23 protein-coding genes are annotated in these 21265 nt (G+C 66.3%); 15 read left to right on the forward strand and 8 right to left on the reverse strand.

Features of this window, described 5'->3' with window-relative positions; translation table 11 throughout:
• Positions 1-121 precede the first annotated feature (121 nt).
• Positions 122-553 carry a tRNA adenosine(34) deaminase TadA gene (gene tadA / locus FHS47_RS06470; protein WP_167027729.1) on the forward strand — a complete coding sequence of 144 codons (432 nt, stop codon included), beginning with the start codon at positions 122-124 and terminating at the stop codon, positions 551-553.
• Here the strand turns inward: tadA and FHS47_RS06475 are convergent.
• Both FHS47_RS06475 and FHS47_RS06480 read right to left on the reverse strand, forming a co-directional pair.
• Positions 550-1377, reverse strand: a complete 828-nt coding sequence (locus FHS47_RS06475) for an NAD-dependent protein deacetylase (protein ID WP_208381946.1) — start codon at positions 1375-1377, stop codon at positions 550-552. The two genes, tadA and FHS47_RS06475, sit on opposite strands and share 4 nt — an antisense overlap.
• Positions 1378-1395: 18 nt before the next feature.
• On the reverse strand, positions 1396-2127 hold the full coding sequence (locus tag FHS47_RS06480; protein ID WP_167024586.1) for a hypothetical protein: 732 nt from the start codon (positions 2125-2127) through the stop codon (positions 1396-1398).
• Between the two features lie 186 nt (positions 2128-2313).
• Between FHS47_RS06480 and FHS47_RS06485 the strand changes: the two genes are divergently transcribed.
• From FHS47_RS06485 to yjjX, 3 genes are all read left to right on the forward strand, one after another.
• Positions 2314-2952 (forward strand): response regulator transcription factor, encoded by a 639-nt coding sequence (locus FHS47_RS06485; protein WP_167024589.1) that lies wholly within the window; start codon positions 2314-2316, stop codon positions 2950-2952.
• Positions 2953-3072: 120 nt separating this feature from the next.
• Positions 3073-4716 carry a phosphoglucomutase (alpha-D-glucose-1,6-bisphosphate-dependent) gene (pgm, locus tag FHS47_RS06490; protein WP_167024591.1) on the forward strand — a complete coding sequence of 548 codons (1644 nt, stop codon included), beginning with the start codon at positions 3073-3075 and terminating at the stop codon, positions 4714-4716.
• Positions 4717-4721: 5 nt separating this feature from the next.
• Positions 4722-5273: an inosine/xanthosine triphosphatase gene (gene yjjX, locus FHS47_RS06495; protein ID WP_167024594.1), complete on the forward strand. Its 552-nt coding sequence runs from the start codon at positions 4722-4724 to the stop codon at positions 5271-5273.
• Here the strand turns inward: yjjX and FHS47_RS06500 are convergent.
• The gene (locus FHS47_RS06500; RefSeq protein WP_167024597.1) at positions 5270-6019 is read right to left on the reverse strand and encodes a glucose 1-dehydrogenase; all 750 of its coding nucleotides are present in this window, start codon (positions 6017-6019) and stop codon (positions 5270-5272) included. The two genes, yjjX and FHS47_RS06500, sit on opposite strands and share 4 nt — an antisense overlap.
• Before the next feature lie 171 nt (positions 6020-6190).
• Between FHS47_RS06500 and zwf the strand changes: the two genes are divergently transcribed.
• The 6 genes from zwf (at position 6191) to FHS47_RS06530 (ending at position 12184) form a co-directional block, all read left to right on the forward strand.
• A complete protein-coding gene (gene zwf, locus FHS47_RS06505) occupies positions 6191-7681 on the forward strand; it encodes a glucose-6-phosphate dehydrogenase (protein ID WP_167024600.1) in 1491 nt (496 codons plus the stop codon).
• Between the two features lie 142 nt (positions 7682-7823).
• On the forward strand, positions 7824-8285 hold the full coding sequence (msrB, locus tag FHS47_RS06510; protein ID WP_167024603.1) for a peptide-methionine (R)-S-oxide reductase MsrB: 462 nt from the start codon (positions 7824-7826) through the stop codon (positions 8283-8285).
• The gene (msrA, locus tag FHS47_RS06515) at positions 8282-8785 is read left to right on the forward strand and encodes a peptide-methionine (S)-S-oxide reductase MsrA (protein WP_167024606.1); all 504 of its coding nucleotides are present in this window, start codon (positions 8282-8284) and stop codon (positions 8783-8785) included. The genes msrB and msrA overlap by 4 nt, the downstream gene beginning before the upstream one ends.
• A 63-nt stretch (positions 8786-8848) precedes the next feature.
• Entirely contained in the window at positions 8849-9925 is a 1077-nt protein-coding gene (locus FHS47_RS06520; RefSeq protein ID WP_167024609.1) for a histidine kinase, read from the forward strand.
• Positions 9922-10677, forward strand: coding sequence for a LytTR family DNA-binding domain-containing protein (locus tag FHS47_RS06525; protein WP_167024612.1), 756 nt, complete (start codon positions 9922-9924; stop codon positions 10675-10677). Before FHS47_RS06520 ends, FHS47_RS06525 begins: the two co-directional genes overlap by 4 nt.
• A 127-nt stretch (positions 10678-10804) precedes the next feature.
• Positions 10805-12184 (forward strand): serine hydrolase, encoded by a 1380-nt coding sequence (locus FHS47_RS06530; protein ID WP_167024615.1) that lies wholly within the window; start codon positions 10805-10807, stop codon positions 12182-12184.
• On the opposite strand, the gene FHS47_RS06535 is transcribed toward FHS47_RS06530, so the two are convergent.
• Positions 12168-12854, reverse strand: a complete 687-nt coding sequence (locus tag FHS47_RS06535) for an HAD-IA family hydrolase (protein ID WP_167024618.1) — start codon at positions 12852-12854, stop codon at positions 12168-12170. The two genes, FHS47_RS06530 and FHS47_RS06535, sit on opposite strands and share 17 nt — an antisense overlap.
• A gap of 150 nt (positions 12855-13004) precedes the next feature.
• Here FHS47_RS06535 and FHS47_RS06540 point away from each other — a divergent pair, with 150 nt between their 5' ends.
• The 3 genes from FHS47_RS06540 (at position 13005) to FHS47_RS06550 (ending at position 15995) form a co-directional block, all read left to right on the forward strand.
• Complete coding sequence (locus FHS47_RS06540) at positions 13005-14516, forward strand: MDR family MFS transporter (RefSeq protein WP_208381822.1); 1512 nt, start codon at positions 13005-13007, stop codon at positions 14514-14516.
• A 188-nt stretch (positions 14517-14704) separates the two neighbouring features.
• Positions 14705-14842: a hypothetical protein gene (locus FHS47_RS06545; RefSeq protein WP_167024622.1), complete on the forward strand. Its 138-nt coding sequence runs from the start codon at positions 14705-14707 to the stop codon at positions 14840-14842.
• A 58-nt stretch (positions 14843-14900) separates the two neighbouring features.
• Entirely contained in the window at positions 14901-15995 is a 1095-nt protein-coding gene (locus FHS47_RS06550; protein ID WP_167024625.1) for a hypothetical protein, read from the forward strand.
• A gap of 7 nt (positions 15996-16002) precedes the next feature.
• On the opposite strand, the gene FHS47_RS06555 is transcribed toward FHS47_RS06550, so the two are convergent.
• Both FHS47_RS06555 and FHS47_RS06560 read right to left on the reverse strand, forming a co-directional pair.
• The gene (locus FHS47_RS06555) at positions 16003-16656 is read right to left on the reverse strand and encodes a DUF6766 family protein (protein WP_343203513.1); all 654 of its coding nucleotides are present in this window, start codon (positions 16654-16656) and stop codon (positions 16003-16005) included.
• A 126-nt stretch (positions 16657-16782) separates the two neighbouring features.
• Positions 16783-17112, reverse strand: a complete 330-nt coding sequence (locus FHS47_RS06560; protein WP_167024628.1) for a hypothetical protein — start codon at positions 17110-17112, stop codon at positions 16783-16785.
• A gap of 174 nt (positions 17113-17286) precedes the next feature.
• Between FHS47_RS06560 and FHS47_RS06565 the strand changes: the two genes are divergently transcribed.
• Positions 17287-18402: a histidine kinase gene (locus tag FHS47_RS06565; RefSeq protein ID WP_167024631.1), complete on the forward strand. Its 1116-nt coding sequence runs from the start codon at positions 17287-17289 to the stop codon at positions 18400-18402.
• Positions 18399-19184: a LytTR family DNA-binding domain-containing protein gene (locus FHS47_RS06570; protein WP_167024634.1), complete on the forward strand. Its 786-nt coding sequence runs from the start codon at positions 18399-18401 to the stop codon at positions 19182-19184. Before FHS47_RS06565 ends, FHS47_RS06570 begins: the two co-directional genes overlap by 4 nt.
• 16 nt (positions 19185-19200) lie before the next feature.
• Here FHS47_RS06570 and FHS47_RS06575 read toward each other — a convergent pair whose 3' ends face one another.
• Positions 19201-20043, reverse strand: coding sequence for an SAM-dependent methyltransferase (locus FHS47_RS06575; RefSeq protein WP_167024637.1), 843 nt, complete (start codon positions 20041-20043; stop codon positions 19201-19203).
• Positions 20044-20109: 66 nt separating this feature from the next.
• Complete coding sequence (locus FHS47_RS06580) at positions 20110-21150, reverse strand: alpha/beta hydrolase (protein WP_167024640.1); 1041 nt, start codon at positions 21148-21150, stop codon at positions 20110-20112.
• Between the last annotated feature and the right edge of the window lie 115 nt (positions 21151-21265).

Genomic DNA, 21265 nt, shown 5'->3' on the forward strand with positions numbered 1-21265 from the left:
CGTGGCGCTCGGGAGAGCTTGGCCGCTTGGATGTACCATTCGCGCCATGACCGGTCCGTTGCCTTCCGAATCCATGCCTTCCCCCGCCGAAGCGTCGTTCACCGACGCCGATCGCGGCTGGATGGCCCGTGCGCTGGAACTGGCGGTGCATGCGCGCGATGAGGAGGGCGAGGTGCCGGTGGGCGCCGTGCTTGTGCTGGACGGTGTCGCGGTCGGCGAAGGCTGGAACCGCAACATCACGCTGAGCGATCCGACGGCTCACGCCGAGATACAGGCCCTGCGCGCAGCGGGACAGGCGCTGTCGAACTATCGCTTTCCCGGCGCCACCCTCTACGTCACCCTGGAGCCCTGTGCCATGTGCGCCATGGCCATGGTTCATGCCCGCGTGGGCAGGGTGGTGTTCGGCGCCACCGACCCGAAAACCGGCGCGGCAGGCAGCGTCTTCGACACCCTGGTTTCGCCACGCCACAACCATCGCGTGGAGGTCGTGGGCGGACTCGAAGCCGAGGCGTCCGGCGATCTGCTTCGCCGGTTCTTTCGCGCAAGGCGCTAGCGGGCGTAGCGGGCCAGAGCCTCGCCACAGGGTAGTTCCACCTTGAGGGTGAGCAAGGCGTCGGCGCGCGTGACGCCCAGGTTCACCGAGGCGATGGGAAGACCCCGGCGCGAGGCTTCCAGGACGAACCGGTAGCCGGAATAGACCATCAGCGACGAGCCCACCACGAGCATGGCGTCGGCGCGCGCGAGGTGTGCCCAGGCCGTGTCCACGCGGGCACGGGGCACGTTTTCCCCGAAGAAGACCACGTCGGGCTTCAGGATGCCCCCGCAGACGGTGCACGGCGGAATCTCGAACGACGAGAAATCCACGCCGTCGAGGTCGGCGTCGCCGTCGGGTGCGATCGTGGCCTGCAAGGCCATCCAGGTGGGGTTCGCTTCCTGCAGGCGGCGCTGCATGGCGTCGCGGGTGGAGATGTCGCCGCACTGCATGCAGCGTACGCGGTCGAGGCGGCCGTGCAGGTCGACCACATTGTGACTGCCGGCAGCCTCGTGCAGCCCGTCCACGTTCTGGGTGAGCAATAACTCAATGCGGCCCGCGTGCTCGAGGGCCGCCAGGGCCCGGTGTGCCACGTTCGGCTGCACGGATGCGAAGTGCCGCCAGCCGATCATGCCTCGCGCCCAGTACCTGGCGCGGGCCTGCGGACCGCTCATGAACATTTGCAGGGTCATGGGCGGACTGCGCTTCCACTCGCCCTGTCCGTCGCGGTAGTCGGGAATGCCGGAATCGGTGCTGATGCCGGCACCGGTGACGACGAACAGGCGCGCATGCGCATCGACGAAGTCGTGCAATCGATCGGCGGAGCGGGCGTCGATGGCGGGCAGGGTGGTCACGGTGCGGGACTATAGCCGATCGGCGGGCACCTGTTCGCGAAGCGTGCGGAACACCCCGACGGCATCTTCCGCGAAGCGACGAATGGCGCGGTCGAGGCGCGGCCGGCGTCCGTTTTCCAGCTCGCGTTCCAGCGCCAGGCCGACGCGCGAAAGCTCCCTGGCCTCCGCCATGCCGAGCGCACCCGATACACGGTGCAACCAGGCCTGGAGGTGCGCGATGCCTTCCCGCTGCAGCAGCAGGTCGAGATCCGCGACGTCGATCGAAAGCGCCCGGTCCAGCGCGATCACCACTTCACGCAGGGCCGCTTCGCCACCGAGCGCGCTGCGCAGGGCATCGACGTCGACGCAAGGCGGCGTGTGGGGAAGATCGAAGGCGAGTTCCACAATCACGCGGTCGCCGATGTCGGAACATTGCTCGGTGTGCACCGTGCCGCCCACGGCGGCGACGATCGTCGCGGCTTCGCGCACGTTCGCGTCGTTGGGCTCGCAGGTTGCGCGCTCTTCCGCCACGGTGAAATGCACGACTTGTCCCGCGATGTCGTCACTCACCACGTCCACATGCAAGGCGACGCGGCCGGCGTCGGCCCCGAACGCGCGGTCGAGCAGCAGCGACAGCGCGTTGGCCAGGGCGTGCGAAGGTCCGACGAGCTCTGGTACGAGCGCGGGATCCACTTCCATGTCGAACACCGTGCCATGCGCGTGCGCCGTTGCTCCGTAGTGCGCGGCGAGTTGCGCGAGCACGTGGGGAAGTGCCCGTTCGGGTTGCGAATGAGTACGAAGTCCACGGCAACCGCAAGCGGTGCACCACGCGGCAAGACGCCGGCGTAGTGGCATCAGAAAGCGCGATATGCTCAACTCTGTGCTCCACCGGCGATATTCGAGACCAGCTCGCCAGTGACTGGACAAGCAAGAAAGGATGGATCACTCATGGTCTACCGCGTCATTCTGGCGGACGATCACCCCGTGGTGCTGAAGGGCCTCAGCCTGGCCCTCGCCAAAGACGGACTCGCCACCGTGGTGGCGGAAGCGCAGTCGCCCGACGAACTGCTCGAGTTGCTCGCCACCACGCCGTGCGATGCATTGATTACCGACTTCAGCATGCCGGCGCCCGGTCGCGACGGACTGGCGCTGTTGCGCGAGGTGCGCCGCGCGTATCCGGCGTTGCCCGTGATGGTGATCACCACGCTCGCCAACCCCGCGCTCTATCGTGAAATCATAGGTACCGGTGTGCTCGGCCTGATCGGAAAGTCGGCCGACACCCGGGAGATTCCCGAGGCCTTGGTGGAAATCCTGTCGAACCATGTTTACCTGGGAGCCTCGGTACGCGAGTTGATCGGTGCGCCACCCGGCGAACCGCTGGGGAAATCCGGGACGCTGGCCGACCTTTCTCCGAGGGAGCTGAAGATCCTGCGCCTGTTCGCCGCCGGCAACAGCGTCACCGATATTGCCCGGGCCACCGGTCGTGGGCTCTCCACTATCAGCCAGCAGAAGTCGAACGCCATGCGGAAGCTTCGGCTGGAAACGGATGCCGAGATCTTCGAGTACATCGAGCGACTGCAATTGTGAAACGCCGCGTGATGCGGGCGTGATGCAGTCACGATAACCATGCCGCGCTTCCGCGGACATGGAAGAAATCTCAAAACACATCGTATGCTTGCGGATATCGCAGTCCGAGGAGAGCCATCGGTGAGTGCCAAGATCAGCCCGCTTGCGGGCAAACCCGCCACGGAAACCCAGCCCGTCGACGTGGCGGCCCTGCTGGCCGCCTACCATGACCTGAAGCCTGACCCGTCGATACCGGAGCAAAAGGTGGCATTCGGCACCTCCGGCCACCGCGGTTCGTCGTTCGACCGGTCGTTCAACGAGTGGCATGTCCTGGCGGTGGTGCAGGCCATCTGCGACTACCGCGCCCAGGTGGGGGTGGGCGGTCCCGTGTTCGTCGGCATCGACACCCACGCGCTGTCCGGGCCGGCTTTCGAAAGCACGCTCGAGGTCCTGGCGGCGAACGGCGTGACGACGCAGGTATCGGCCGGGGGCGAGTTCACGCCCACGCCCGCCGTCTCGCACGCCATTCTTATGTACAACCGCGGGCGCGAGAGCGGTCTCGCCGACGGCATCGTCATCACGCCTTCACACAATCCGCCCGAGAGCGGCGGCATCAAGTACAACCCGCCGCATGGCGGTCCGGCCGACACCGATGCCACGGGCTGGATCGCGGCGCGGGCGAACGCGCTCATCGAAGGCGGCCTGCGTGAGGTCAAGCGCATGCCTTTCGCCCAGGCGCGCAAGGCGGCAACCACCCACGAATACGACTTCCTCCAGCGCTATGTGGGCGACCTCGGCAACGTGCTGGATCTGGAGATCGTCCGTGCCAGCGGCGTTCGCATGGGCGTCGACCCGCTCGGCGGCGCCGGCGTGCACTACTGGAGCGCCATCGGCGAGCGTTATGGGATCGACCTGACCGTGGTGAGCGAGACGGTCGACCCCACGTTCTCCTTCATGTCGCTGGACTGGGACGGCCGCGTGCGCATGGACCCCTCGTCGTCGTACGCCATGCAGCGCCTTATCGGCCTGAAGGACCGTTTCGACGTGGCGTTCGCATGCGATACCGACCACGATCGCCACGGTGTGGTGGCGCCGAGCAGCGGACTCATGCAGGCGAACCACTACCTGGCGACGGCCGCCTGGTATCTCTTCCAGAACCGTCCCGGCTGGCGCGCCGACGCCGCCGTCGGCAAGACCGCCGTCAGCACGGCGTTGCTCGACCGCGTGGCCGCACACCTCGGCCGGCCGTTGCGCGAGGTGCCGGTGGGCTTCAAGTATTTCGTGTCGGGCCTCTACGACGGCAGCCTGGGTTTCGGATGCGAGGAGAGCGCCGGTGCCTCGTTCCTCTCCGAGGACGGCAGCCCCTGGTCCACCGACAAGGACGGCATCGTGGCCGCGTTGCTGGCGGGCGAAATGACGGCACGCATGGGCAAGGACCCTGGCCGGATCTACGCCGACATCACGGCTTTGCTCGGTAACCCGGCCAATGCGCGCATCGACGCGCCGGCGAACCACGCGCAGAAGGCGAAGCTATCCAGGCTCGCGCCGGAGCAGGTCACCTCGACCACGCTCGCCGGCGATGATGTGGTCGAGGTCACCAACAAGGCCGGCGGCCAGTCCATCGGCGGCATCAAGGTGATCTCGGCCAATGGCTGGTTCGCCGCGCGGCCTTCGGGCACGGAAGACATCTACAAGGTGTACGGCGAGAGCTTCCGGGGCGAGGAACACCTCCAGGCGATCCTCGCGGAAGCCCAGGCGATGGTCGATCGCGCACTGGCGGGCTGAAATCCGTGAACCACGATACGTCGCCCGTTCGCGTCCTGGTGGGGTCGCGCAATCCCGTGAAGGTCGGCGCGGTGCGCAATGCGCTCGCGCCGCTGTTCCCGGGGCGCCTGGTGGAATGCGAGGGCATGCATGCGCCGTCCGGCGTGCCCGACCAACCCATGAGCGCAGCCGAGACGCGCGAGGGCGCGATCAACCGCATGAACTTCTGCCGCCAGCACGGCGACGCGGATTTCTACGTCGCGCTGGAAGGCGGAGTGGACGTGACCGAAGACGGCCCCGGCACCTTCGGCTACGTGGCCATCGCCAGCGGCAACGACGTGTCGGTGGGTTGCAGCGCATGGCTGCCGTTACCGCCGGCGGTTTACGAAGCCTTGCTCGAAGGGGAGGAACTGGGCGATGTGATGGATCGCCTGTTCGGTACCGTGAACATCAAGCAGCAAGGGGGCGCCATCGGCCTTGTCACCAACGGGCACGCCACGCGCGAAAGCGCGTACACGCAAGCCATGGTGCTGGCGATGGCGCCCTTCCTCCACCCGGAGCTCTACGGTCTCACTTAACGCATGCCGCCGGAGGCGAGCAGGAGTTCGCCGGTGACCCAGCGTGCGTCGTCCGTTGCCAGGAAGGTGACGATCGGCGCGATGTCGTCCACCTGTCCGACCCTGCCCAGCGGCGTCTGGCTCGTGGCCCAGGTCTCGAAGTCCGAGTTGGCAATGCCGGCCGACTGCACGCCCTCGGTAATCACCATGCCGGGATTCACCGCATTGACGCGGATGCCGCGCGGGCCCAGTTCGCGGGCCAGTACGCCGGTGATCGCGTCCACGGCCCCCTTGGTGCCGGAATAGACGGCGCTTTCGGCAGGCGTGAGGCGCGTGACGGCGGAACCGATGTTGATGATGCTGCCGCCCTTGCCGAGGTGCTTCACGGCGGCCTGTGTCACCAGGATCGTGCCCAGTACGTTGATGTCGAAGATGCGACGATAATGCGCTTCCGTGATGGTCTCGATCGACGAGAACTCATAGACGCCCGAGTTGTTCACCACGACATCGAGGCGGCCGAAGTGCTCGATGGCCTTCGCCACCAGGTTCTCGGCATCCGCCTGCTTCGACACGTCGCCGCCGACAGCCACGGCCTTGCCGCCAGCGGCTTCGATATCGGCCACGACCTTGTCCGCACCGGCCTTGCTGGAAGCGTAGTTGACGATCACGGCTGCGCCTTCCGCGGCCAGCGCCTTGGCAATGCCTGCACCGATGCCCTTGGAAGCGCCGGTGACGATGGCGACCTTGTCTTTCAATTTGCTGCTCATGGGATATTTCCTTCGTTTCCGGCCCACCGTGGGCCCGTCTCCGGAAAGCATGGGGACGAACGAAGGACGGGTGTCATACCTTCCGGCGCACAAGAGCTATGCCTGGTGGTCAAGGGTGAAAACGGGTCTGCACCCTTGAAACGCACCCCGGGCACCTCATCCATGCTTCCCATGAACAAGCCCACACTCCCCCTCGATCCGGTCGACCCGTTCGACTACGTCATCTTCGGCGCCACCGGCGACCTCACCATGCGCAAGCTCTTGCCTGCGCTGTACCGACGCTTCGCGGAAGGACAGGTGCCCGGCGATTCGCGCATCGTCGGCACCGCGCGGTCGCCACTGGACGACGAGACCTACCGCGAGCGCGTGCGCGTCGCCCTGCGCGAATACATCGGCGTCGACGAGATCGTCGATACGACACTGAACCGGTTCCTTGGCATGGTTCACTATGTGAGCCTGAACGGCGCGGAGTCGTCCGGAAACTGGCCGGCGCTGGCATCGTTGCTGGATTCCGGCGCGGGACGGACGAAGGTTCGTGTGTTCTACCTGGCCACGGCGCCGGACCTGTATGGCGACATCGCGCGCAACGTGGCGGAGAAAGGCCTCCGTAGCGAAACGTCGCGTATCGTGCTGGAAAAGCCGATCGGCACGGACCTCGAGACCGCGCGCAAGGTCAACGACGGCGTGGGGCGGTACTTCCCGGAAGGCAGCATCTACCGCATCGACCATTACCTCGGGAAGGAAGCGGTTCAGAACATCATCGCGCTGCGCTTCGCCAATCCCATGCTCGAACGCATGTGGGACAGCGAGTCGATCGAGTATGTGCAGATCACCGCCGCCGAAACCGTCGGCCTCGAAGGTCGCGGCGGCTATTACGACGGATCGGGCGCGCTGCGCGACATGATCCAGAACCACCTGCTGCAAGTACTTACGGTGGTCGCGATGGAACGGCCGTCGTCCCTCGACGCGGATGCGCTTCGCGACGAAAAGGTGCGTGTGCTTAAGGCGTTGAGGCCATTGGATCCCCGGAACCTGCATGCGAACGTCGCGCGGGGCCAATATGTGCAAGGCAGGGCGGGCGGCAAGCCCGTTCCCGCCTATCGGGAGGAACTTCCCGGCGAAACGCCGAGCAGGACCGAAACGTTCGTGGCGCTGAAGGCGGAAATCGACAACCCGCGCTGGCGCGGCGTGCCGTTCTATCTGCGGTCCGGCAAGCGCATGCCGGAGAAGGTCACCGAAGTGATCGTGCAATTCCGCCCCGGCGAACCGGGCCTCTTCGGTGAAGCACGGCCCGGCAGCCGCCTGGTGATTCGCGTGCAGCCCGACGAGAGCGTGACGCTGCCCTTGTTCGTGAAGCACCCCGGCCAGGGCTTCGGCCTGGAAGAGGTGGACGCGCTTTCGCGACCGGCACGGCCGGCGCAGGCTCGTTATCGCGACTCGTACGAAGGGCTGTTGTTGGACGCGGTGAAGGGCAGTCCGGCGTTGTTCGTGCGCAAGGACGAGACGGAGGCCGCGTGGCAGTGGGTCACGCCCATCCTGGAAAACTGGCGCGAAAGCGACGAGGCGCCGGACGCGTACGAAGCCGGCACCTGGGGCCCGGATTCGGCACGTGAACTCCTGCGCCGTTCCGGGCACCGCTGGGTGGAAGACGCCGCGGCCTGAGCGCGTTCGTTGTCATGGACGGACGGTACGCGAGCCGGTAACGGCAGGGCCGTTGCAAGCGGGCGCTTTGCCCGCATTATGGGGGGAGCGCCGGCGAGGGCAGGGGCCCGACGCCGGCGATTCCCCCTATCAGGAGCCCTCCATGTCCGACTACCGCAAGACGCCCGAAGCCCTCGCCAGGCTCACCCCGGAGCAGTACCGGGTCACGCAGGAGAGCGCCACCGAGCGTCCCTTCCACAACGCATTCCATGACAGCCACGAGCCCGGCATCTATGTCGACATCGTCTCCGGCGAGCCGCTGTTCTCGTCGCTGGACAAGTTCGACAGCGGTTGCGGCTGGCCGAGCTTCACGCAGCCGCTGGAGAAGGAGCACGTCGAGGAGAACGTGGACAAGAGCCACGGCATGATCCGTACCGAGGTGCGGTCCAGGCACGCCGACAGCCACCTGGGCCACGTCTTCCCGGACGGCCCGCGCGATCGCGGCGGCCTGCGCTACTGCATCAACTCGGCGTCGTTGCGCTTCATTCCCGTGGCGGACCTCGAGAAGGAAGGCTACGGGCAGTACGCCAGCCTGTTCGCGAACGGGCAGGGAGGTGCGGCATGACGACCTCGCGCGCCATCCTTGCCGGCGGGTGTTTCTGGGGCATGCAGGACCTGATCCGCAAGCAGCCCGGCGTGGTCGCCACGCGGGTGGGCTACACGGGCGGCGACGTGCCCAACGCCACGTATCGCAACCACGGCACGCATGCCGAGGCCATCGAGATCGAGTTCGACCCGGCGAAGCTCAGCTACCGCAAGGTGCTGGAGTTCTTCTTCCAGATCCACGACCCGACCACGCTGAACCGGCAAGGCAACGACGTGGGCACGAGCTACCGGTCGGCCATCTTCTACCTCGACGACGAGCAGAAAGCCGTGGCCGAAGACACGGTGGCCGACGTGAACGCGTCGGGCCTGTGGCCCGGGAAGGTGGTGACCGAGATCGCCCCGGCGGGCCCGTTCTGGGAAGCGGAGCCGGAGCACCAGGACTACCTGGAGAAGTACCCGAACGGCTACACCTGCCATTTCATTCGACCCGACTGGGTACTGCCGCGCCGCACCGCGTGATCCGATGTCCCCGCCGGCTCTGGTATAAGAGCCGGCGGGGACAGCATCGTCCGGGGGGACGACATGGATAGCGCGAACGGGGACAGCCTGAGGCGATCCGACTGGCGACGGCGTGCCTATGGGTTCGGGGCGCTTCTCATCGTGGCGATCGGTCTGCTCCGTGCCACCAACCGCTACCTTATCGACGTGGCCAATCGCGAGCCCACGGTGTTCCTTCCGAAGCTTGTGGAGGAACTGACCGGCGCCGTGAGTTTCGGCGCCTTGCTCCCCCTCCTCTTTTTCGCGCTGCGCCGGGTTCGCTGGACCTGGTACACCCACGCCATGCTGTTCGCCGTGCTCTCGGCGGTGCAGACCACGCTGATGATCGGCCTGCGCCAACTCGTGTTCGGCGCCATGGGCATGCCGGGCTTCGCCTATGGCGTCATGGTGTGGCGTTACCTGATGGAGGTGCCTACCCAGCTCTTCTTCTACGCCGTGATCGTGATGGGCCTCTGGCTGTTCGACCGCTATCGCGAGGGCCAGGTGCGCGAGCTGCGCGCGGCCCAGTTGGAGTCGGCTCTGTCCGAGGCCCGGCTGGAGGCGCTGCGCCTGCAGCTGAATCCGCATTTCCTGTTCAACACGCTGAATGCGGTGTCCGAATTGATGTACGAGCGGCCGCGGTTGGCAGACGAGATGCTGTCGCGCATCGGCGAGCTGCTGCGCGCGACGCTGTCCGCCACGGCGCAGGAGCACCGCCTGGCCGACGAGTGGCGGTTGGTGGCGCTGTATATGGACATACAGCGCGTGCGCTTCGGCGACGGTCTCGATGTTCGGGTGGAGAACGACCCCGCGCTGGACGAGTTGCGCATTCCCTTCCTGCTTCTCCAGCCGCTCGTGGAGAACGCCATCGAGCACGGGGGCGCGGGCGTCGAACGCCATGTCCTCATCGACGCGTCGCGGCAGGCCGGACAGCTGACGGTCCGCATCCGTGACTACGGCGGCGGCCAGTCCACCCATGGCGGCCACGGCATCGGCCTCGGGAACGTGCATGCGCGGCTGCACCATCTGTACGGCAACGAGGCCGGGGTGAGACTCGATCCGGTGGCCGAAGGCGGCAGTGTCGTCACCGTGTGGTTACCGGCGCGGCGGTGGGCTGCATGACCTTGCGTGCGGTGGTCATCGATGACGAGGCGCCGGCGCGGGCCAAGCTACGCCGATACCTGGCGGCCAGCGAAGGGCTGCTGTGGGTCGGCGAAGCGGCCGACGGTCCCTCGGCCGTCGCGCTCGTTCGCCGCGAGCGTCCCGACGTGATGTTCCTCGACATCACCATGCCCGGCATGGACGGCTTCGCCGTCCTGCAGGCGCTGGGCGATCCCTTGCCCGCGGAGATCGTTTTCGTCACCGCGCACGACGAGCACGCCGTGCGCGCCTTCGAGGTCCATGCCTTCGATTACCTGCTGAAGCCGGTAGGGCCCGAGCGTTTCGCCCGGGCCGTGACCCGATTGCTGGGAAACGTGAAACCCTCGCTCGACATCGCAGGGCGCGTGGAAGGACTCCTCGATGGCGCGCCGGTTCCCGTGCGGTACCTGGATCGCCTGCTCCTCCCGAGCGGCGATGCGGCCGAACTGGTCCGCGTCGAGCGGATCGATCGCATCGTCGCCAGCCGCAATTATCTCGACGTGTTCGTCGACGGCGTGGCGCACCGGCTGCGCGGCACGCTGGACAGCATGCAGGGGCGCCTGAATCCCTCCGCGTTCGTCCGCGTGAACCGTTCCACGATCGTGCGCCTGGATGCGATCCGTCAGGTGCAGCCCTGGCCCGACGGCGAGCAACGCCTGCTGCTGGCCGATGGCGGACGGGTCACGTGGACGCGGCGTTATCTGGAAAACCTGCCTCCGGGCCTTTCGCTCTGAAGCGATGGGAGGCGTGTCCTCCCTTGCGACATGGAACTCGTCCCTGCCGCGGGCGGCTTCGTCCCTGACCTGCCACAGCCGGCGCGACCCGCCGCGCAGACTCCTCCCACCCAAAGGAGGAACACCCATGGCAAAGAAAACCTATGTCGTGGCCGGCGCGGCCATCGCGCTCGGCGTCGCGGCCTGGCTTGTGTGGCGGCCGGACCAGGCGATCCGCGTCGCCGCTGGGGTCGCGGCGCACCACGTCTGCTCCATGACCTACCTCAGCGGGCAGGACCCGAAAGAAACGTACGATCAGCTCGTCGTGCCGGTGCTGGGTGAAACCGTCGGCAGGCTGCTCAGCCCCCACGTTTCGCGCGATACCCGGAGCGTGGAGGTGTCCGGTCCCTTGGGAAGCACGCTCGCCCGGGCGGATTTCACCCCGGGCTACGGATGCAGGCTCGCACTGCCGGGCAATGTCCCTTTGACGGCGGACACGACGAGGCATGTCGCCGCGGAGGATGGATTCGCCCCCGCCAGTCCCGTGGCCGCGTCGAAGCCCTCGATCGCGGCCGCCCTCGATCGCGTGTTCGCCGAGTCGCCCACGCAGCCCGTGAAGCATGTGAAGGCGGTGGTCATCGTCAAGGATGGCCACGTCATTGCCGAGCGATATGCGCCCGGCTTCGACCTGCACACGCCTCTGCTGAGCTTCTCGGTAGCCAAGTCATTCACCAATGCCTTCCTCGGTATTCTTGCGAAGCAGGGAAAGATCCGCCCGGACCAGCCCCTGGGTGCGCCGGAATGGCAGGCGCCCGGCGATCCAAGGCGCACGATCACGGTCGAGGACCTCCTGCGCATGCACAGCGGCCTGGCGGCGGAAGAAGCCGAATCGGCCTACAGCCCAGTGGCGCGCATGGAATTCCTGCATGGAGACATGGCCGGCTATGCAGCGGCACAGCCTGCGAAAGAACCGCCGAACCGCAGCTTCGACTACACGTCGGCGGACACCGTGCTGCTCTCCCGGCTGGTGGGAGAGAAAGTGGGCGGGGGTGCGGCGGGCATGCGTGCATTCGCGCGGCGCGAACTCTTCGACCGGCTCGGGATGGGTGATGTCACCATGGAGTTCGACGGTCGCGGCACGTTCGTCGGCTCCACCTACGTGTACACCACGGCCCGCGATTTCGCCCGCTTCGGCTTGCTGTACCTTCGCGACGGCATTGCGCCCGACGGCACGCGGCTCCTTCCCGAGGGATGGGTGGCGTGGTCGCGCGCATCGACGCTCGGTGCGCCTTACGGTGCGGGTTTCTGGACCAACGACGGTCCCAGTCTGCCGGCGAAGTGGCGCGTGGAGGCCGGGTTTCCCAAGGACGGGTTCTATGCGAGCGGCACGATGGGACAGCGCATCTACGTAGTACCTTCGCAGAACCTGGTGATTGTGCGCTTCGGCTATTCGGCGCCGCCCGATTACGGCATCGAGGACGACCTGGCGCTCATCAAGGCATCCATCACGGCTACGAAGACGAACTGACGCCCCTTACCCGACCCCCTTGCTCCAGCAGCAGGAGGTCGGGCATGCGGTCGATGACGGCGACGGCGCCCGCGGTGCGAAGATCGAGCGATTTGCGATAGCCGTAGCTGACCAGCACGAAGTCCATGCCGGCATCGCGCGCGGCGAGCACGTCGCTCTCCGAATCGCCCACCACCAGGGTCTGGTCGATGTCGACCTTGGCCTGGGTGGAAAGGTAGCGCAGAGGGACCCCACTCGGTTTGCGTTCCGGCAAGGTGTTCGCGCCGACGATACCGTCGAAGTAGCGGAGCATGCCGCGCACCTCGAGCAGCGGGCGTACGAACTCCTCATTCTTGTTCGTGCAGACGGCAAGCTTCACGCCTTGCGCGTACAGACTGGCGAGTGTCTCGACGACGCCGTCATACGCAGGGCCGTCGAGCGCGGTCTCGGCATAGTGTTCGAGAAAGCCCGGCATCACGTCGTCGATATTCGCGTCGCTGCCGGCATGCCGGAATGCGGAGGTGATGAGCTTGCGCGACCCCTCGCCGATCCATCCGGTGATTTCCGCCGTGTCGTAAGTCGGCAGCTTCCAGTCGCGCAGGGTGCGGTTGACCGCATCGGCAATGGCCGCTGCGCTATCGACGAGAGTGCCGTCGAGGTCGAAAATGACGAGGGAGTAGGGGAAGGCCAAGGCGCTCGTTCCGGGGAAAAAAACGAATTCTACGCCGTTGTAGATACTATACCGTAAGGTGTCCGCGGTTCTCCAATGGCAAAAGGCAGGGCAGGAATCGGGTGCCGGCGTCGGTATAGTCGCCCGTCCCATCGCCCCGGGGGTACCGCCTTGACGACCGAAACGACGCAAGAACCTGCGACCGCGGCTGCGCCGAAACAACCGCTGCGCCTGTTGTTCACCGCACTGATGCTGGTGATGCTCCTGGCCGCGCTCGACGGCACCATTGTCTCCACGGCCTTGCCGACCATCGTCGGCGAGCTCGGCGGCCTGAACCAGTTGTCCTGGGTGGTCACGGCCTACCTGCTGAGTTCCACCGTGGTGGTGCCGTTGTATGGCAAGTTCGGAGACCTCTACGGCCGCAAGCGGATGATGCAGGTGGCCATCGCCATTTTCCTCGTCGGTTCCGTGCTGTGCGGCATGGCGCAGAACATGGTGCAACTGATTCTCACCCGGGCGTTGCAGGGGCTCGGTGGCGGCGGGCTCGTGGTGATCACCATCGCATCCATCGGCGACGTGATCCCACCCGCGGAACGCGGCAGGTACCAGGGTCTGTTCGGCGGCGTGTACGGGCTGGCCACGGTGCTCGGTCCGCTGCTCGGTGGATTCATGGTGGATCACCTCTCGTGGCGATGGATCTTCTACGTCAACCTGCCCCTCGGCCTGCTCTGCGTCGCCATCATCGCGGCGGTGTTCCGCCCGCACGTGCGCCATGTGCGCCACGCCATCGACTACAAGGGCGCGGCCTCGCTCACGTTGGCGCTCAGCTGCCTGATCGTCTTCACCACCGAAGGCGGTACGGTGCTGCCCTGGGACTCGGCGAAGCTCTGGCTCATCCTTGGGATAGCCGTGGCTGCCATTCTTGCCTTCGTGCGCGCCGAACGTGTCGCCGCGGAACCCATCATGCCGCTGCACCTGTTCCGACATCGCATCTTCCTCCTGAGCAGCCTCATCGGCTTCTTCGTCGGTGCCGCGCTGTTCGGATCGACCACGTTCATTCCGCTGTACATGCAGGTGGTGAAGAATGCATCGCCCACCGAAGCAGGCATGCAACTGCTGCCGCTCATGGGCGGCGTGATCGTCAGCTCCGTGGTGGTAGGGCGGCTGATCAGCCGGTGGGGGCGCTATCGCGTCTTTCCCATCCTCGGCACGGCGCTTTCGGCGACCGCGCTCGTTCTGCTGGGTACGGTGGGCGAGGGCGATCCGGTGTTCTTCCTCTATATCTATACCGGCGTGCTCGGCGCCGGCCTGGGCATGGTGATGCAGGTGCTCGTGCTCGCGACGCAGAACAGCGTGGACATGCAGCACCTCGGCGTCGCCACGTCCGGCGTCACGCTGTTCCGTTCGATCGGCGGTTCGATCGGCGTTTCCCTGTTCGGCGCCATTTTCAGCATCAGCCTGCAAGCACGCCTGCACGGCGTGTTGCCGGGAGGCGCGCAAACCGTGCATTCGTTCGGTCCTGCCGCGGTCAGGGCGCTGCCGGCCGCACTCCACCAACGTTACGTGCACGCGTTTGCTGCATCGATGCATACCGTGTACTTCGTGGCGTCGGCGCTGGTGGTCGTGGCTTTCCTCATGGCGCTGCGCTTGCGCGACGTACCCCTGCGCACGACGCATCGTTGAGGCGGATCGTACGCGTTTCCGGCAGGAGGGCGGCGGAAGCCGGCCGGACGGGCCGGCAGGCACGTAGTATCGGAAAGTCCCTTCGCTCAGGCGTTGCGGGCAAGGCGTTTTCCTGCGATCCATCCCGTGCGATCAACCAAGGAGTTCTTTCGATGAAGAACAGCGCTTCGCAGTCTCATGATGCTTCCATGAAAGTTCGCGCTTTCGCGCGGCTCAGTGCCTTCGAGGTCACACCCGTCGCCGAAGACGATCACGGTGGACTCTTCCTGACCATCTACACCGATCCGGACAGGCCGGAGCCGGAAGTGGGCATCATCGGCGGCTGACGCGTCGATGGAGGACGCGCCCCGCATCGCGGGGCGCACTTCGTCAAGGGATAGCGACATGCAAAGCCGCCCACTGATCCTCGCGCCTCCGGACGACCCCCATGCCTGCGCGCTCGCCTGGGCCATTCGGCGACAAGGCATCGAGCCTGTCTGGACGCCGTCGCTGAGCGCCGGCCATGGCGTGCACTACAGCTTTCGTATCGGCCAGGATCACGAAGCATTCCACGATTCGCTGCTGGCGGGCGATCGTGTCAGCGCCGTCTGGAACCGTCGCGTGCACGACCCCGTGCCCGACTGTGCCGAGGAAGACCGCGCATTCGCGACGTGGGAATGGAAGCTCTTTCAACGCAATCTGTTTGGCGTGCAGGGCGTCTATGGCGATGCGCTGTGGGTCAATCCGTTCGCGGCCGCGCAACGCGCGGAGCACAAGCTCGTGCAACTGGCCACGTGCCGCAAGCTGGGTATTCCATTCCCCGAAACGGTCGTGACGACGGACGCGGCGGAAGTCGCGGCGCTCATACAGCGCTGGGGGCAGGTGGTCTTCAAGAGCTTCCTGGTGCACCAGTGGGAAGAGCGCGACAGCGGCCGGATGCACGCCGTGGGCGTGGTGCTGCTGAACGCCGATAGCGAGTTGCCGCCCGAGGCCATTGCCGTGTGCCCCGGCATCTACCAACGCTACATCGAGAAGCGATACGACGTCCGGGTCACGGTGATCGGCGATCGCCTGTTTGCCGTACGGCTCGGCAAAGGCACCGACGGTGCGTTCGTCGACTGGCGTGGGCACAGCAAAGACCCTTCGTTCCGAGCCGAGCGCATGGTGCTTCCTCCCGCGGTCGAAACGAAGCTCCGCGACCTGATGGGCGCGCTCGGCCTCGTATTCGGCTGCATCGACCTGGTGGTCGACGCGCACGGGGAATTCCATTTCCTCGAAGTGAACCAGGCCGGTCAGTTCCTCTTCGTCGAGGACATGCTGCCGGAGGTTCCGATACTGCAGACGATGACGGCGATGCTGCTCGGCGGCCGCGTCGATGCGCCTGTCGAAAGCCTCCGGCCCGTTTCGATGAAGGACTTCTGGGCGTCCGAGGCCTATGTGGCGCTGCGCGAGAGCGTGGCACACAAGCCGCCGGATCGCCCCTTGTATACGCTGGAATAGGGCTCTTTCAGGAGCCCGTCTTGCTGTTCGGGGCGTCCACCGGTTTCGATTGCGGGGAATCCTTCTGACGCAGGAAGATGGACAGGACGACAAGCGAGAAGACGGCAAGGAATTCGCTCTGCCAGTTCTGGAACGATTCGAACCAGAACGACGGATCGAGCACGTATTGCCCCAGGGTTTCCACGGGCTGGTGGTGCTCGATGGCCTCGCCGATCGACTTGCGCCAGCTACCAAGCAGGTGCCCGGTGAAGCTGCCGGCGAACAGCAGCAGGAACGCAATCGACAGCGAGTTGGCGTAAAGCCAGCGCACCGCACCGCCGCGGCGCCACGCCTTCGGCTGAAGGTGCTCCGGCGTGGGCGTGTCCTCTTCCTCGGCGTCGTCCAGCGGCCGCGATTCGGCCGAACCCTTCTGCCGCAGCCAGACAGTCAGGAGGACGTAGACGCCCATCTGCAGGAACTCGCTCTCCCAGTTTTCGAACGTCGCCGACCAGAAGTCGCCGCTGGCGAGGTACTCGGTCCATCCGATGGCGGCTTCGCCATGCTCGGACAGTTCCTGGTTATGTGCCGCGTGGCCGCTGATGGCCTGGGCCGTCCATGCCGCAAGCATCATCGCCAGGACGACGATGCTCAGGCCATTGCGCCTGAAGAACGTATCCTTCAAGCGCGGATCTCCGTAACGGGTGGAGTGCGGCACCGCAGTGGCATCGTCATGGGTACCTCGCACCCTGTTCCGCCGAGAATCGAAGAAAACCCTAGCGGACGTGAAATCGGCGCGCAGGCGGCGAAGCTACCGGGGCCACGACCCCAAGCGCAGGCGGTGGAAGCGGCACACGTCGATGCCTGGATAGGTGCGGGAGGTCCCGTCGGCGAAGGTCACCCGGAAGTCGCGCAGGCATCCGCCTTCCGGCAGCCGCACAGTGACGGCGGCCCGCCCGCCCGGCAACGGCTCACCGAGCGCGAGGTCGCTGTTCCCCGCGGCGACGGCGGTCACACTGTGGTCGGAGGTATTGAGCAGGGTGAACATCCTTGCGGGCTGCCGGTTCGCTTCGGCCGCTCGGGCGAGCGAGAGGGAGGCGACGGCGGCCAGGGCGAGGAAGGCGATGCGTGCTGCGTACATGGTATGTGCTCCGTGGCGTTTGCGATGCCATGGAAGCGGGATGGACGCGGCCGGGGAAAGCGTCCCGGGACGAATCGTCGATGCCGCGGGACGGTTCGTAGCGCGGCGGCGATTCGCTTTGCCACCGTCACGCATGCGCCTACCATGCGCGCAAGGGTCAACGGGATACACGCCATGAAGGTTCGTCTGGGTACGACGGAAATCGGTTTCGGTCGCTATCTCGCGCTATGGACAGGCATCGCCGTGGTGTTCGCCGTCCAGAACCACCTCAACGCGCAACTCGTCGGCCACGAGTGGGATGCGTGGGACTACCTGCGCTGGTCGATGATCCAGTGGTACACGTGGGCCGCCCTGGCTCCGTTGGTGTTCCGGCTGGCGGCGCTCTATTCGCACCAGGGCGAGTTCCGCATTCGTGGGCTGGGGGTGCAACTGGTGGCGAGCGTGGCCGTCACCATGCTCGCCCTCATGGTGGGCGCCGCGGTATCCACGGTGTTCGAGCCCAGTTCCCTCCTGGAGCAGATCAGGCAATTCGTGGGCCAGCATTTCGCCACGGGGTTCCTCACCTACTGGGCGCTTTTCGCGATCCAGCAGGCCATGGCGTTCCACGAGGAGAAGACGCGGCGCGAGCGCGAGGCCGACCAGTTGGCGGCCGAACTCGCGCGCTCCCGCCTGCAGGCATTGAAGTCGCAGTTGCAGCCGCACTTCCTGTTCAACACGCTGCACGCCATCGCCACCTTGCTGAAGGAAGATGCCCTCACGGCCGAGGACATGCTGCTTCGCCTCAGCGAGTTGTTGCGCGCTTTCCTGGAAGACTACGACGGCCAGGAGATCAGCCTGCGGCGCGAACTCGTATTGCTCGACCTCTACCTCGGCATTCAGGGCGTGCGCTTCAAGGACCGCCTGACCACGCGTGTCTACATCGACCCTGCCACGCTGGACTGCGCGGTGCCGAGCCTGATCCTGCAGCCCATCGTGGAAAACGCCATCCGGCACGGCATCGGCGAGCGCGTCGGGGCGGACCAGATAGAGATAGAAAGCCGCCGCGAAGGCGACAAGCTCTGCATCGAGGTGCGCAATCGCAACAGCGTGCTGGACGAGAACGCACGTGGCTCGACGCGAGGGCACGGCATCGGCCTTTCGAATACCGCGCTCCGGCTGCACGAACTCTACGGGGACGCCGCCCACGTTCGCCTGGACATGCTCTGGCCGCAAGGCGTGGCCTGCCGCATCCAGTTGCCGTTCCGTGAAACCGAGGACGCGGACGAGGGCCCGGAGATCGCAAGCGTATGAGCATCGTCACCCTGGTGATCGACGACGAGCCCATCGCACGGCACGCCGTGCTTCGTCTCCTGCGGGAAGACCCGGACATCGAGCCGGCCGGTGAATACGGCGACGGAGCATCGGCTGTCAGGGCGATTCGCGAGCGGTCACCCGACCTGGTATTCCTCGACATCCAGATGCCGGCGATGACCGGGCTCGATGTCGTGGCCGCCATCGGGGCAGGGCGCATGCCGGCCACTGTGTTCGTCACCGCGTACGAGCAGTACGCCGTGCGCGCGTTCGAAGCCAACGCGGTCGACTACCTCGTGAAGCCGTTCGGTCGCGACCGCTTCATGGAGACCTTGCGCCGCGCGAAGGCCAGGCTGGGCGCCGGCGGCAGCCGGAACGAGGGCGGTCCCGCCATCCAGCAGGTGCTGGACGCATTGCGCCGGCGCGAGGACTACCTCGAGCGCCTGCCGGTACGCGTCGACGAGCGCGTGACCTTCGTCGACGTCGACGACATCGTCTGGATCAAGGCGAACCGAAACATCGTGGAGATCCACCTCGCCGATCGCGTGCACGAGGTGCGGGAAACCATGACCGCGCTGGCCGAACGGCTCGATCCACGGCGCTTCGCCCGCGTCCACCGTTCCGCGATCATCAACGTGCGCCGCGTCCAGTCGATCCACCCCTGGTTCAACGGCCACCACGTGGTGACGATGGACACCGGACAGAAACTCCGCATGAGCCGCTACCAGCAGGAGGCGTTCATGCAACTGGTGTCTACCCGGACGAAGAAGGAACCGGGCTGAGACTGCGGCGGCGGTCTCAGCGGCGTGTGGCGAGCACGCCGTCCAGGGCAAGCTCGGCCTTGAAACCGGCCGCGTCCAGACGGCGGGCCACTTCGCGCGGTACGTCCCTGCCGCTGGTGAGCTTGTTGGGGCTGCCGGTGTAGTGGAACAGGCGGCCTCCCCGCCGCAGCACGCGGGCCAACCCGCCGTAGAAGGCGCCCGAGTAGAGTTCGCCCGCGATGCCGAAGCGCGGCGGGTCGTGCAGCACCGCATCCACCGATGCATCGGCCAGGCCGGCGATGGCCGCCGACACGTCGCCATGCGTGAGTTCGAGCCGTCCGCCCGATGACGCTGCGGCAGGATCGGGCGACCAGGGATTGAGCGTGCGCAGCCAGAGCACGTCCTCGTTCTTCTCGAACGAGTGGATGCGGCCGACACCGGCATCGAGGCAACATGCCGCGAAATAACCGAGCCCTCCGCAGGTGTCGAGCACCGTCTTGCCACGCGGTTCGATGAGCGCGACCTTGCGGCGCGCATCGTCCAGGGGCGACTCTTTCGCGGTCGGGAGCATCTTGATGCCGTCGATCTCGAAGGTGGGCGTGCCCCACGGCGTCGGCACGAGCTTGATGAGGGAGCCGGAAAAACGGGAGACCGGCATGAAGTCTTCGCCATCCCAGTAGTAGATGGTTCGGTCCTTCAGGCGCGTGGGGTACGGGTAATCGCGCTCGAGCCAGCGCCAGCGGTCCGCGGTGAGCGTTGCCGTGCCGGTGCTGCGGCCGAGATCGAGCGAGCCGCTCCACGTGACGGCTCCGGTGTCACGGGCCGAGCAGAGCGCGTCGGCGAGGTCGCGTGTCAGCAGGGGGCCTGGATAATGCGCCACGATCGGTTCCCGGGCGCTGCGCGAGGGCAGCGCAAAGGAGTCGATGGTAGCAAGGACGGCGCAGGCTCAGAACCTGTCGACGTTCACGATGGCCTTGGCGAAGGCTTCCGGCGCCTCCTGCGGGAGGTTGTGGCCGATGCCGCCGGGTACGAGGCGATGTTCGTATTTCCCCTTGAACCGCTTCGCGTAGCTTGCGGGATCGGGATGCGGTGCCCCGTTGGCGTCGCCTTCCATCGTGATGGTGGGTATCGTGATGTCCGGCTGTTTCGCCAGCTTCGCCTCCAGTGCGTCGTACTTGCGCTCGCCATGTGCCAGGCCTAGGCGCCAGCGGTAGTTGTCGATCGAGATGGCGACGTGGTCCGGATTGTCGAAGGCCTGCGCCGAGCGCTGGAACGTGGCGTCGTCGAAACGCCACTTCGGCGAGGCCTGCTCCCAGATGAGGCGGGCGAAGTCGTGGGTGTACTTCGCGTAGCCCGCCTTGCCGCGGTCGGTGGCGAAATAGAACTGGTACCACCAGGACAGTTCGGCCTTCGGCGGCAGGGGAGCCTCGTTTAAGGCCTGGCTGCCGATCAGGTAACCGCTGACCGATACCATCGCCTTGCAGCGCCCCGGCCACAGTGCCGCGACGATGTTCGCGGTGCGCGCGCCCCAGTCGAAGCCGGCAACGATCGCCTTGTCGATCTTCAAGGCGTCCATGAACGCCACGACGTCCGAAGCGAGCGCGGCCTGCTGACCGTTGCGTGGCGTGTCCGGCGAAAGGAAGCGCGTGCTGCCGTAGCCACGCAGATAAGGCACGATCGCGCGGTATCCCTTGGCCGCAAGGATGGGGGCCACATCCACATAGCTGTGGATGTCGTAAGGCCAGCCGTGCAGGAGGATCACCGGCGTGCCGTTCGCCGGGCCGTCTTCCGCGTAGCCGACCTCGAGCACACCCGCCTTCACGGATGCGGTGCGCGCAAACGAGGTGGCACCCTGAGGACGGCCGGCGCGAGGGGCGGCCTCCGCCGGGGATGCCGCCGCGGTGCCGGCAGTGCCGAGATGCGCGATGGCGACGCCAAGGGCGGTGGCACCCACGAAACGGCGCCGTTCCTTGTCGAAGTGGTCCACGGTGGTTCTCCCGAGACGATTGAGTCGCCCACTCTAGTACCCGCGCGCCGGTTCGACTTGCATGCGGCTGCTCTTTTTATCCGGCGGCCCTAAACTGCATGCAACGCCGCTTCGA

The organism is Luteibacter sp. SG786 (genome assembly GCF_011759605.1).
Classification (GTDB): domain Bacteria; phylum Pseudomonadota; class Gammaproteobacteria; order Xanthomonadales; family Rhodanobacteraceae; genus Luteibacter.